Origin of the sequence: Photobacterium sp. WH24 (assembly GCF_019204055.1) — a bacterium.
In the GTDB taxonomy this organism is placed as follows: Bacteria; Pseudomonadota; Gammaproteobacteria; order Enterobacterales; family Vibrionaceae; genus Photobacterium; species Photobacterium arenosum.
In genome coordinates, this window is sequence record NZ_JAGSOZ010000022.1 from 1 (window position 1) to 12,775 (window position 12,775).

At 44.5% G+C, this 12,775-nt stretch carries 9 protein-coding genes and 1 pseudogene; 6 read left to right on the forward strand and 4 right to left on the reverse strand.

Translation table 11 applies throughout. The features are described 5' to 3' along the window. Positions 1–164, reverse strand: a pseudogene (locus KCG43_RS21475) (site-specific integrase); the annotation flags it as partial. 199 nt (positions 165–363) lie between these two features. On the opposite strand from KCG43_RS21475, the gene KCG43_RS19215 reads away from it, so the two are divergent. Continuing rightward, positions 364–1,068, forward strand: coding sequence for a hypothetical protein (locus KCG43_RS19215; protein ID WP_218386930.1), 705 nt, complete (start codon positions 364–366; stop codon positions 1,066–1,068). 443 nt (positions 1,069–1,511) lie between these two features. Here the strand turns inward: KCG43_RS19215 and KCG43_RS19220 are convergent, their stop codons facing one another. Both KCG43_RS19220 and KCG43_RS19225 read right to left on the reverse strand, forming a co-directional pair. After that, positions 1,512–2,873, reverse strand: a complete 1,362-nt coding sequence (locus KCG43_RS19220) for a hypothetical protein (RefSeq protein ID WP_218386932.1) — start codon at positions 2,871–2,873, stop codon at positions 1,512–1,514. Then, the gene (locus KCG43_RS19225) at positions 2,866–3,900 is read right to left on the reverse strand and encodes a hypothetical protein (RefSeq protein ID WP_218386934.1); all 1,035 of its coding nucleotides are present in this window, start codon (positions 3,898–3,900) and stop codon (positions 2,866–2,868) included. The genes KCG43_RS19220 and KCG43_RS19225 overlap by 8 nt, the downstream gene beginning before the upstream one ends. Before the next feature lie 588 nt (positions 3,901–4,488). Between KCG43_RS19225 and KCG43_RS19230 the strand changes: the two genes are divergently transcribed. Next, the gene (locus KCG43_RS19230) at positions 4,489–6,858 is read left to right on the forward strand and encodes a Lon protease family protein (protein WP_218386936.1); all 2,370 of its coding nucleotides are present in this window, start codon (positions 4,489–4,491) and stop codon (positions 6,856–6,858) included. Positions 6,859–6,925: 67 nt separating this feature from the next. On the opposite strand, the gene KCG43_RS19235 is transcribed toward KCG43_RS19230, so the two are convergent. Further along, positions 6,926–7,333 carry an XRE family transcriptional regulator gene (locus tag KCG43_RS19235; protein ID WP_218386938.1) on the reverse strand — a complete coding sequence of 136 codons (408 nt, stop codon included), beginning with the start codon at positions 7,331–7,333 and terminating at the stop codon, positions 6,926–6,928. 112 nt (positions 7,334–7,445) lie between these two features. Between KCG43_RS19235 and KCG43_RS19240 the strand changes: the two genes are divergently transcribed. The 4 genes from KCG43_RS19240 to KCG43_RS19255 all read left to right on the forward strand — a co-directional run bounded on the left by KCG43_RS19240 (position 7,446) and on the right by KCG43_RS19255 (position 11,758). Then, complete coding sequence (locus KCG43_RS19240) at positions 7,446–8,354, forward strand: aldo/keto reductase family oxidoreductase (protein WP_218386940.1); 909 nt, start codon at positions 7,446–7,448, stop codon at positions 8,352–8,354. Positions 8,355–8,736: 382 nt separating this feature from the next. After that, positions 8,737–9,210: a GNAT family N-acetyltransferase gene (locus KCG43_RS19245; RefSeq protein ID WP_218386942.1), complete on the forward strand. Its 474-nt coding sequence runs from the start codon at positions 8,737–8,739 to the stop codon at positions 9,208–9,210. A 104-nt stretch (positions 9,211–9,314) separates the two neighbouring features. Then, on the forward strand, positions 9,315–10,166 hold the full coding sequence (locus tag KCG43_RS19250) for a GNAT family N-acetyltransferase (RefSeq protein ID WP_255558102.1): 852 nt from the start codon (positions 9,315–9,317) through the stop codon (positions 10,164–10,166). Positions 10,167–11,347: 1,181 nt separating this feature from the next. Further along, positions 11,348–11,758: a DUF1090 domain-containing protein gene (locus KCG43_RS19255; protein WP_255558103.1), complete on the forward strand. Its 411-nt coding sequence runs from the start codon at positions 11,348–11,350 to the stop codon at positions 11,756–11,758. The last annotated feature ends 1,017 nt before the right edge of the window (positions 11,759–12,775 follow it).

Genomic DNA, 12,775 nt, shown 5'->3' on the forward strand with positions numbered 1-12,775 from the left:
AGCAAGTGCTTATCGTCCACTTTCCGCATGATGTAGCGTTCAAAGGCAATGGCTTCGCCTTTGATACTGAAGCGTTTATGAACCCGCTTTCCTTTGAGTCTGTTCGTGTAGCACTCACAAATCCACGGATTATTGGAGCCGTCTTTGAGGTTTCGGATAGACATGGCAAATCGCTAAAATACTGCATATAAATACAGTATTAATTGAGACGAGCGGCGAAACAATATTTGATATGGACGAAGAAATACAATGTGAGGTGGCTCATATACGATCTGGTACATTAGAGACGATAGTTCAAAGGGAGCGTACTATGAGCCTATTAACTCTCAATTCGATCAACATGACATTTAGGAGGTGGTATTTATGCCAACGGAAACGAATGTATATTCAAGAAACTTAAAGGTAATTTCACTCTTTTTTATAATTTACTGGTTGCTTGGATTACATCCTCAAGACAACGTGCTTTCCTTGGGGACAGTGCGTTTCAATATTGATGACCCTCGTTGGCTCCCATATATAGCTAATGGACTATTATTATATTTTGCTTGGAGATTCTTTATTCATTCTAGGAAAAAGGTATCTAGCTCATATACAAGTTTTTTACGCTATGAAATGCTTAATCGGAAGCACAAATTCTGGTGCAAAAAACTGACTGAGTCAGCAGAAAAAGACTTTGCTAATAATGGTAAATTCGAAGATTTCCAAAAACTTAATGCTAATGATTTTTTTGATAAGTTAAAACCAGAACAATGTAGGATTTCACTTCCTTCATTATCTAATTCAAATACACCGATTAAGTTTGGCTACAGATATATAGCATCTGTGCCAAGCAATTTAGAGGGCAGGCCAAGTAACGTAAAAACTGGTAGTTATATATTCAAGTTCAACTACTTACTACGAACCACTTTGAATCTTCATATGATTACATTGTGGTTATTGTTTAATGAGGACTCTGCAGATTATTTAATACCTTGGGTTTTATTTTTCATTGCAGTTTTTAGTATCTTCATAAGATGCGATGAATATTCAATATCAACTACTCTAGTAGCTCAATGTAAAAATTGTTAATTATTTTCGTGTGAATCATTGTCCATTTCCCCTTTAGCGAGACAATTCAAAACTAGAGGTTTCCAGTTGACTCCGGTATTTAGCCGGAGGAATATTGCCTAAGCTCACGTGTGTGCGTTCTTCTTTGTAATCGCACATCCCAGAGTGAGACACGTATGTTCACTTTTTGAACACACGTAAGTTCTCTCGGGCTGGTTGAGTAATTATTAGACACCTCATGCATTTCACACCTGTGGCAGGCGGTTAAAAATCACTCTTCATGATGATCTGATGCTGTTATGTGGCAGAAATCTCCAGTTTAGACTGTCTCAGGATAGGGGAAGTGGACAAAATGAGTTTGGTTAATTGGTTAATTGGTTAATTGGTTAATTGGTTAATTGGTTAATTGGTTAATTGGTTAATTGGTTAAGGGAGAGCTTACAAGATAGAAATATGTCATTAATTTAACTTGGTATTGATTGCCTTACACCAATAATAACTATGTCTATAAATATAAATATAAATAAAATTCCGTATACAATGTAGTGGAACTTGGCTTCTTCACTTTTACATTTGGCGTCTTCGTAGCTGGGGCTATTGAATAAATTGTCAAGCTCCACTTGGCAAAGCATATTTTTATATCTACTATAAAGTTCATCTTTTTGCTTTTGATAAAAAGAGACTTTTTTGGTTAGTTCACCTTCCACTAACTTTGTATAGATTAATGCCACAATAAAAAACGCTAACGAAATGTAGCAGAACAAGTCTATTGTTGAGTCAAAATTATTCTTAGACATTCCTCTAATGACTATCAAAGTCACTATATAAGACAATATAGCAACTAAGTTAACTTTGTTTGAGTTGTAATAAGAGTCGTATGATTCAGACATTTTATTGCTCAAGCTAAAAATAAAATCGACTACTTTGTTTTTTATTTCAAAGTATTGTTTTACATTGTCTTCTTGATACAGTTGGTGGTTGGATTCAATAGCATATATAGTTTCTTGTGAGAAAGCTTGTTCTAATTCAGTAAAGCCATTTGTTGTAAATATATTACGTATGATAGATATTTTTGCGACTGCTCCAGTATCCTCAAAAACCCAATGAAATAGGTCATGAACTTCTTGAGATATAGTTTCTCCATCAATATCGAAATTAACTTTTAAAGCTATTGAATTCACACCGTTAAAGAAGAAGAGGTAAAGGTTATCTTCTCTTTTTACCTTGTTGCTAAAAATAACAAGTGACATGTAAGTCGATAGTTTATTAAATATATTGTTGGGTTCAATTGATCTAATTGACTTTCCCCATATAAACAAATGCTCAGGCGTAACTTGATGCTTGATATCAAAGTTATAACGATGAAAAATATTTTCGGAATTGTATTTGCTTTGCGCGGGAAATATAAGCGGTAACTTTTTTTTATGAATAAATAACGATAGATAGTCATAGGAGCCAGCTATCTTGTCTACTTCATTTAGAGCTGTTTTTAGGTTTTTGCTTAAAGCATCTTTAAAATTGGCGTAAGAGTAGAAGTACAGTGAACCTGAACTAGGCTTATCAATCTCAATTCTTAAGCTATACTCTGTATCTACGGTTGATGAGTCCAATAATTGAGCAGTTATATAATCTAAAGCAGACTCGATATTTAATTCAAAATCTTGAGCCCACTCACCATTTTCATATAACGATACTCTATCGGCAGATAACTCCGAGACGTACTTTATATATGACTCTAACTCACTGACAATTGTCTCTTTGTTAAAATCTTTATTAAAACTTATTTTTAAAAATGAATCAGTCAGAGTTTCACTTAAATTAATCATCTGAAACGTCCAGTTTTCTAAAATTCCCGTATCCTGATTTAGCCTTAATAGCTATGAAGTTACTTTTTTTATATTCAAATTGATATATTTTTGATATGTCACCACTTTTAATTTTTAGCTCAATATCATCATCAATTTTAATGGTGCGTTTCAATTTGGATTTGATAGGACTTATATCTATTTCAAATGAAGTGTCAAACTTCCCGCTATTACACGCCTTTTTTAAATCTTTTTTTATTTTGTCAGTGCTAACTTCTTTACTTTCAGGTTCATAATTCCCCACAACTCGCTCAACCATGTCGTCAGGGTCAAAGTGAGTTGCCGTTGTGAAATATGATGTAAGATTACCTTTTAGGAAAGCGTGATCAACCGGAGATACTTTGTTGACTTGACTTAGAGTGGAACTTAATTGGCTAAACGCTAAATCGGTGTTTTTTTGCGAGTCTCGAATGAACTCACACTCTAAGAACGTGCTCCACCAAAATTTGGATATTGATGAGTTTGTATCCGATAAATAAATTTCTTCATTAAGTGCGTTATTTTCCACATTAACTAAACAAGTTTTATACACGCCTTTGTCTTGTGGTAGACCTTTTAACAGCTTTAGATGCTCAGTTTCGAAGAAGTTCTCTACGTCAATTTTTGATATCAAAATAGAGTTTTCTCCTTCGCTTTCGAAATTAGAAACCAATAATGAACCTTTTCTGATTTCGTTAAAGTTTCCGTGCTTCGAGTTGTATTCAACTTCACAGGATAAAAGTTGTTCTGCTATTTTAAGAATACTTCCTTGATTTTCATCATCAGTTAGAGAAGCGATTAATTCCTTTTTAACAGAAGAGGTATCTGAAAAAGAACCTTGTCTTCGAGATGATCCATATTTAGCGTCATTAGCAAGTTTTTTAACAAAAACTAATACATCGTTTGCGTTTGCGTCGTTTAAGTCTATCTTGCGAACCGAGTTAGATTCGGACGCTATTTCAAAAATTTGATAGTACTTGATGGTACTTTCTGGTGCATTTTTCTCCATGTAAATCCCTTACTTTAAGAAAAATTTTATAAGATTTTAAGCTTTAGTGAGCTCTATTTGAAAGGATTGTCTCTTGTCAATGACAAAAATACAATACCAGTTTCACACATAATCTATGATACGTGTACTATAACCGTAATGTACGCCTTTAAAGTTAGATTTTTTTATTGATAGAGTCAAAATGACACTTGTCTAACTTAGTTTTGGGGCAATAACGAGTTACGATCCAAACTATTTCCTCAGCTTTAGGGAAAAATTCAGGACGAATTTTTAGGTTGTCGGCGCTGGGAGCGCCTACAACCGGCCCGGGCAGCGACAAAGAACCCAAAGGCATTTCTGGGTACTCTTTTTGCCATAAAAGAGTACCTGGCGCGCATCAGAAAATGCTGAGGCAGGCACAAAAGTGAAAGCGCGACATACAAATTCACCTAAAGGTAGGATGGACATTTTAGACATCCCACCCCCTCCCATCGCACAAAAAACCACCAATCAAACGATTAACTCCTTAAAACCAAGCTAAGTCACTAAAAAGTAACTAATTGCTGGCTACACTGAAATGACTATCAGTGGAGAGATAAGGGGAAGGGTATGACAATGAAATCATTACAAGCAGATACCCTGTACCGCACCTGCACCTTAAACGGGCTGGATGCCGAGTTTTCATCAACCAAACATTTAGCACCCCTGAACGAAATTGTGGGGCAGGAGCGCGCTCAGCAGGCGGTTGAGTTCGCGATGTCGATTAAAGAGAAAGGATACAACATATATGCCATCGGCCGGAACGGGCTGGGTAAACGGACTATGGTACTGCGTTATCTGAACCGCCATGATCCGAACGGGGATGCTACGCCACTGTATGACTGGTGTTATGTCGCCAACTTTGAAGAAACACGTACCCCTAAACTGCTGAAACTAAAGCCCGGCACGGGGATGCCGTTCAAAAAAGACATTGAAAAGCTGATGCTTCGTCTGGTGAAAGCCTTGCCGCTGGCGTTCGATAACGAAATGTATTATTCGCGCTCGGAACAGCTGAAAAATCAGTTGGCGGAGAAACAGCAAACCGCCCTGGGCAATTTAACCGAACAAGCGAAAGAGCAAAAGGTGAGTCTGACCCTGACGACTCAGGGCGATTATCAGCTGATTGCGATGAATGGTGAAGAGCCGCACACCGAAGAAAGTTTTGTCGCGCTGCCTGAAGAAGAGCAGGAAAAATTCGAAACGATTATCACAGCGCTGGAAGTGAAACTGCGCGGCATTGCGCGCCAGCTTACTGACTGGGAAGAAGAGTTTTCCGATAAAATCCAGAAGCTCAATGAAGAAGTGGCGCTGGAAGTCGTCTCGCATTTTGTTAAACCGCTTAAAAAGCAGTACCGCGGTCATACTGAGATAAAAGACTATCTCACGGCGATGCAGAAAGACATTCTGGAAAACCTCGATATCTTTTTAGAAGAAAGTGAAGATCAGGTCGCGCTGTCTTATGCCGCGCTGGATAAGAAAATGCCGCGTCGTTATCAGGTTAATGTGCTGGTCAGCCAGGAGACTGAACGCTTTCCGATTGTGGTGGAAGAAAGCCCTAACTATCACGCCATCTTTGGCTACATAGAGAACGCGACCTACAAAGGCACTGTGTTTACCGATTTCTCGCTGATTCGCTCCGGCAGTCTGCACCGTGCCAATGGCGGCGTGTTGCTGATGGATGCGGTGAAGGTGCTGGAGCGGCCCTATGTGTGGGACGGCCTGAAACGGGCATTGCGCTCACGCAAGCTGAACCTGAGTTCGCTGGAGCGGGAAGTCACGCTGTCGGGGACGATTTCGCTGGAGCCTGAACCCATTCCGCTGGATGTCAAAATCATCCTGTTCGGTGATTATCAGACTTATCAGTTACTGGTTCATTATGATCCCGACTTCAGTGAGTTGTTCCGTGTGACTGCGGATTTTGAAGATGAAATGGAACGCACGGATGAGTCTGAGCTGCAGTATGCGCGTTTTATTTCCAGCATCGTGCACGATAACGGCATGCTGCATTGCGACCGTAAAGCCATTGCCCGCATCATAGAATACAGCTCCCGTCAGGCCGAGGATCAGAACAAACTGTCGCTGCACTCGGCGGATATCGCCAATCTGCTGCGTGAGACCAATTACACCGCCAGAGCCGCCAATGCCAATATGATCCGTGTCGCCCATGTCGAACAGGCCTTGCTGCGACAGGAAAAACGGGTCAGCCGCCTGCAGGATCAGATGCTGCATACCTTCAGGAACGGTACAACCCTGATTGATACTCAGGGTGATGTTATCGGTCAGATCAATGGTCTGTCCGTAGTATCGACCTCGGATCACCGTTTCGGCTTACCGAACCGGATCACGGCCACCACCTCTTGGGGGGAGGGCGAGGTGATGGATATCGAGCGCAGCGTGAAGCTGGGCGGGCGTATTCACTCAAAAGGCGTGATGATACTGACCGCTTACCTGTCGTCGCTGTTTGGCAAGAGCGCACGCATTCCGCTGACCACACATCTGACGTTTGAGCAATCTTACGGTGGCGTGGATGGCGACAGTGCCTCGATGGCCGAGCTGTGTGCCATTATCTCTGCGTTTTCCGGCTGCCCGATCAACCAGTCGATTGCGATTACCGGCTCGATGAATCAGTTTGGTCAGGCGCAACCGATTGGCGGTGTGAATGAAAAAATTGAAGGCTACTTTGATGTCTGTACCATCAAGGGGCGGCATAACAACCAGGGGGTGATTATCCCGCAGTCGAATGCCCATAACCTGATGTTACGCAAAGACATTCTCACCGCTGTTGAAAAAGGCGATTTCCACATCTGGGCGATTTCCCATGTCAGTGAGGCGATCAGCTTGCTCACCGGCAAAGATGCCGGTGACTGGCAGGACGATAATTACCCGCCGGAATCTGTACTGGGCATTGCGCAAAATAAGCTCAATGCGATGCGCAAATAAAACCGTGTGACAGGAAACCTGTTATCGGAAACAGAGAATGCCATCCAGCCGGATGGCATTTTTTCGGCTACACAGGTTCGCGCTGGCGGGCGACAGAGAGAAAGGTCGCCATGGCCTGAACATCAAGAAAGCCGTCTGTCTTCTTGTGGCTGCGCAGAAACTGATAACCCGCCAGCACTTTGATTAACTCTTCTGCGCGAACACCGTCAAAAGGCTGGCCTGTGACATGTTCCCAGGCGAGGGCCAGCGCTTCTTTGTCGACCACTTCAGCCTGACGGTACAGATAGCCGCAACCGGTGGCTAACCACTCCAGTGAGCAATTGGCTTTCACCGCAATTTGATTGGCTTTTTGCAGGCTGGGTTCGCTGCCGTTGAGGTATTTGCGGATCAAGGCTTCATTCAGCTCAACCCGGCGGGCAAAACCACTGGTACTTTCTTCGCCAATCAGGCTGCGCAAGCGTTGAGCAAATGACATAGACTCGTACTCTGGTTCGAAACTTGTGGGTTATATCATTGCCCGAGGGGGCGATCCAGCCTAGGATACGTTCAGCGAATTATTTCGGGTAATGAATAAAGGAGTATGGACCATGGTGGCAAACGTCGAACTGACGCCAAAAGGGCCGCAGCTTTCTGAATTGGTTCAGGGCTACTGGCGTCTGGCGGAGTGGGGCATGACCCCGCAGGAACGTCTGACCTTCCTGAAACAGCATATTGAATTGGGCATTACTACCGTTGACCACGCCGACATTTATGGCGGTTACACTTGTGAGCAATTGTTTGGTGAAGCGCTGGCGCTGGATCCCAGTGTGCGCGGGCAGATTCAGATCGTCTCTAAATGCGATATCAAGCTGTGCGGCAGCCAGTATCCCGAGCAGAGAATCAACCATTACAACACAGGTAAAGCGCATATTACTGAGTCGGTGAACAATTCACTGCAACGTCTGGGCGTTGAACAGTTAGATGTCCTCTTGATTCACCGCCCGGATGTGCTGATGGATGCCGACGAAGTCGCAGAAGCTTTTGCGGCGCTGAAACAGCAGGGCAAAGTGGCCCACTTTGGAGTGTCGAATTTTTCTCCTGCACAGTTTGATCTCCTGCAGTCACGTCTGGATGCGCCTTTGGTGACCAATCAGGTGGAAATCAATCCGCTCAACTTCGAGGTTTGCCATGACGGCACGCTGGATCAACTGCAGATGAAACGCACCAGGCCGATGGCATGGTCCTGCATGGCCGGCGGTGAGATCTTTAATGGGCAGTCAGAACAGGTGATCCGTGTTCGCAGCGAACTGGAAGCGATCCACCAGGAAATCGGCGCCAGCTCCATTGATCAGGTGATCTACGCCTGGGTACGCCGTTTGCCGTCTAAGCCGTTGCCGATTATCGGTTCCGGTAAAATTGAGCGGGTTGAAGATGCTATCGCCGCGCTGGCATTTGAACTGAGCCGCGAACAATGGTTCCGTGTGTGGGTGGCGTCGAAAGGTCATGGTGTGCCGTAACCCGTTTTCACTCGGCCATAACGACACAACCCCGCATCTGGCGGGGTTGTGGTTTTTATCGCGCTAAAAGATTAGCCGCTTAATTTTTCTTCTCAGTGGCTGTTTTCAGGATTTCTTTGATGCGCTTGTTCGAGACTCGTTTAGCCATAAATCACTCCTTGTAAAAAGACTACTCATACTGAAAACGATCGATGCCACGATATTGAGTGACTTTTCTAGTGACACTGTCACTCCGTTGCATTCGACCTTACTCCACTATAATGCCTGGCAGACTGAAAAAAGGGATCTGGCTCAACCTCTCGGGATTTGATGTTCGGAAAATGCGAGCTACACACCTTACTATCACGTATATAACTAATTGTTTTTGATTGAGTCGTGCGCCATGAAAGAGATTGATATCCAAGGGATGACCCCTGCGCATTTACCGCAGGTGGCTGAGTTGTCGGTAGCAACAGAGCAGGTGAAATTCGTTGGTACAATGGAAGAGCTGCTGGTTAACATCAATGATAAGCTCCACCCGCACGTGATTCTGGATGGCAACACGGTTGTCGGCTTTTTTCTGATCGATACGCAGTACGGGCACAGATACGACTTCGCCCATCCAGAGGCGCTCGGTTTACGTGCTTTCTTTATCGATCATCACCATCAGGGCAAAGGTTACGCCAAGCGTGCGGTTCTGGCCCTGAAAGCGTTTCTGCTATCTGCTTATCCCGGTTTTGATCAGATTTATCTGACAGTGAACTGTAAAAACCCTGCAGCCAGACATTGTTATCAGCAGGGCGGGTTTATTGATACCCATGAGCTCTATCTCGGTGGAGCCGCTGGCCCGCAGCATATTATGAGAATGGTGCTATAACTCCCACAGCGCAGACTGGCTGAGCCAAGCGGGTTATGTCACAGTGTAAGCGCTGATTTCAAACTATATTTTAATCACATCAGCTATCTGCCAGAGGGATGCGCATGGACAGCAAACACTACGAAATCAGAACCATGAAACCGGACGAAGTCAGCATTGCTGTCGAATGGGCTGCGCAGGAAGGCTGGAATCCCGGCCTGCATGATGCCGACTCTTACTACTACGCCGACAAAACCGGTTTTCTGGTCGGTGTATTGGATGATGAACCGATAGCGACCATTTCGGCGATTCGCTACGATGCGTCTTTCGGTTTTATTGGCTTTTATATCGTCAAACCAGAATACCGCGGTCAGGGCTATGGCATACAGATATGGAATGCGGCACTGGCGCACCTGGAAGATTGCAACATCGGCCTGGATGGGGTGGTGGAACAGCAGGACAATTATAAGAAATCCGGCTTTCAACTGGCATACAGCAACCTGCGTTATGAAGGGCTCAGCGGCGGACAATCACCCGAGGATCACGCGATTGTGGCACTGACAGCACTGCCGTTTGAAACCGTCGCTGCTTACGATCAGCTTTTCTTTCCTGCTTCTAGACCCGAGTTTCTGCAACATTGGATTACCCAGCCAGACAGCCATGCATTAGGCATTCTGGAAAATGGCATGCTGGCAGGCATAGGCGTGATCCGCCAGTGTCGCAACGGCTATAAAATCGGCCCGTTGTATGCCGAGAATGCCGATCTGGCCGAGCGTCTATTCGTCGCCCTGAAATCAGCGGTAGAACCCTCACAACCGCTTTTTCTTGATGTTCCGGAAGTCAATCAGGCCGCCATCGCACTGGCGGAAAAATACGACATGACGGTGTCGTTTGGTACCGCGCGTATGTACACCGGGGAACAACCGGCATTACCGCTGGAGCGGTTATTTGGTGTGACCTCGTTTGAGATTGGGTGAGTCAGGCTTGTGTGAGGCGGGTAAACAGGTTTGATGGTATGTCGCGCTTTTAATCCGGAGCGCCACTCCGCACTTTCTTATGCGCGCCAGGTACTCTTTTGGGGCAAAAAGAGTACCCAGAAATGCCTTTTTGTTCTCTGGCGCCGTCCGGGTCGGTTGCAGGCGTTCCCGGCACCGACAACCTAAAAATTCGTCCTGAATTTTTTCCCTCGGGTTGTGCCACCAATATACATTTTTAATCCGTCATTCCCGCGACAAGCGGGGAGCCATACAGCGAGTACGATTCTTAAGGCTGGGTGAGTATGTCGCGCTTGGGTTCTGTGTGTCACTCCGCATTTTCTTATGCGCGCCAGGTACTCTTTTGGGGCAAAAAGAGTACCCAGAAATGCCTTGTTGTTCTCTGGCGCCGTCCGGGTCGGTTGTAGGCGCTCCCGGCGCCGACAACCTAAAAATTCGTCCTGAATTTTTTCCCTCGGGTTGTGCCACCGATATACATTTTCAATTCGTCATTCCCGCGACAAGCGGGGAGCCATACAGCGAGTACGATTCTTAAGGCAGGCTGAGTATGTCGCGCTTGCGTTCTGTGCTTCACTCAGCATTTTCTCATGCGCGCCAGGTACTCTTTTGGGGCAAACAGAGTACCCAGAAATGCCTTGTTGTTCTCTGGCGCTGTCCGGGTCGGTTGCAGGCGCTCCCGGCGCCGACAACCTAAAAATTCGTCCTGAATTTTTTCCCTGGGTTGTGCCACCAATATACATTTTCAAGCCGTCATTCCCGCGACAAGCGGGGAGCCATACAGCGAGTACGATTCTTAAGGCTGGGTGAGTATGTCGCGCTTGGGTTCTGTGCTTCATTCAGCATTTTCTCATGCGCGCCAGGTACTCTTTTGAGGCAAAAAGAGTACCCAGAAATGCCTTTTTGTTCTCTTGCACCGTCCGGGTTGGTTGCAGGCGCTCCCGGCGCCGACAACCTAAAAATTCGTCCTGAATTTTTTCCCTCGGGTTGTGCCACCGATATACATTTTCAAGCCGTCATTCCCGCGATAGGCGGGAATCCATACAGCGAGTACGATTCTTAAGGCTGAGAGATGCCTCAAACTCAGGCGCGACATACTTTCATGCACAAACATATTATCCACCCCTCCAGAATAATTGCCTTTAATCCCTACCTTTATATGGATAATGCATAAATTCTATAGGAGGACATTTATGTTAAATAAGATCATTGGTTTCAGTTTTTTGGCTACAATTGCCACTTTTCCCAGCCTGGCTCAGGAACCTCTCAAAGGGTGCGACGCCAAAGCTTATGAGATACAGCAGCAAATCGAATATGCGAAAAGCCATGACAATACGCATCGTGTAACCGGTCTGGAAAAAGCGCTGAAAGAAGTACAGGATCATTGTACGGATGAAGGATTAATGCGCGAAAGACTTGCAAAAGTTAATGAAAAAGAACAGGAAGTTGCCGAACGCACGCTTGAACTGAAAGACGCCCAGGAATCTGGCAGAGCCGATAAAATTGAGAAAAGAATGAATAAGCTGCAAGAAGCAGAGGCAGAGCTTTCCGCCGCAAGAAGTGAGCTGAACAAGTAAGCTCAGATCTATCAGAGCTTGCAATGAATACTTGCCTCAAAGATAACTATCTAACAACGAGTTAATAGTCCCCAAAAATCCACTCTCCAGGGGAAAATTCAGGACGAATATTCAGGTTGTCGGCGCCGGGAGCGCCTACAACCGTCCCGGTCAACACCAAAGAACACAAAGGGGGTTTTCTGGGTACTCTTTGCACCAACAAAGAGTACCTGGCGCGCATACAAAGATGCTGAGAGAAGCCCCGAACTCAAGCGTGACAAACCAGCAACACCTCAGATATTGCACTCGTTATCTGGATTGCCGCCTGCGCGGCAATGACGGGCTGGGTGTATTTTCTTAGCTAAAGTGATCAACAAACCCAGGGGAAAATTCAGGACGAATTTTCAGGTTGTCGGCGCAGGGAGCGCCTACAACCGTCCCGGCCAATACCAAAGAACACAAAGGGGGTTTTCTGGGTACTCTTTGCACCAACAAAGAGTACCTGGCGCGCATACAAAGATGCTGAGAGAAGCCCCGAACTTAAGCGCGACAAACCAGCAACACCTCAGAAATTGCACTCGTTATCTGGATTGCCGCCTGCGCGGCAATGACGGGCTGGGTGTATTTTCTTAGCTAAAGTGAAGACTAGGACGCCCCTTTTGATTAACGACTCAACATAGAGATATCAAGTTTATCAATTACTATTATTGAGTTTTTATTTTATGAATGCTGTCAATTTTTTTTCATATTGTTCAAGCACTATATGAGTGACATCTCAGGGATATGAATTAAGTCATATTCTGGTACTCTATTTTTGCAGGGTATATCTTTTATCTTATTTGACTGTTTTGATAATAAATAGAAATGTTGTTTTTAATGTTGATGTGAAAAATAATATCTATTAGAATCTTGTTTCATATCATCAGTATGAATTTTGTCTTTTTTGTTTCAAAGGTTGATGGATAAAGTTTTTCATGACTATGAATCTATACAAAGCTTTGTTCTGTCTTATTGTTTTTTATTATTTCAATTTTCAAG

Excerpts from the sequence above, each read along its gene's own strand:
- KCG43_RS19225 (WP_218386934.1), bottom strand. The coding sequence starts at position 3,900 with ATGGAGAAAAATGCACCAGAAAGTACCATCAAGTACTATCAAATTTTT.
- KCG43_RS19215 (WP_218386930.1), top strand. The coding sequence starts at position 364 with ATGCCAACGGAAACGAATGTATATTCAAGAAACTTAAAGGTAATTTCA.
- KCG43_RS19240 (WP_218386940.1), top strand. The coding sequence starts at position 7,446 with ATGGTGGCAAACGTCGAACTGACGCCAAAAGGGCCGCAGCTTTCTGAA.
- KCG43_RS19235 (WP_218386938.1), bottom strand. The coding sequence starts at position 7,333 with ATGTCATTTGCTCAACGCTTGCGCAGCCTGATTGGCGAAGAAAGTACC.
- KCG43_RS19245 (WP_218386942.1), top strand. The coding sequence starts at position 8,737 with ATGAAAGAGATTGATATCCAAGGGATGACCCCTGCGCATTTACCGCAG.
- KCG43_RS19220 (WP_218386932.1), bottom strand. The coding sequence starts at position 2,873 with ATGATTAATTTAAGTGAAACTCTGACTGATTCATTTTTAAAAATAAGT.
- KCG43_RS19255 (WP_255558103.1), top strand. The coding sequence starts at position 11,348 with ATGCATAAATTCTATAGGAGGACATTTATGTTAAATAAGATCATTGGT.
- KCG43_RS19230 (WP_218386936.1), top strand. The coding sequence starts at position 4,489 with ATGACAATGAAATCATTACAAGCAGATACCCTGTACCGCACCTGCACC.
- KCG43_RS19250 (WP_255558102.1), top strand. The coding sequence starts at position 9,315 with ATGGACAGCAAACACTACGAAATCAGAACCATGAAACCGGACGAAGTC.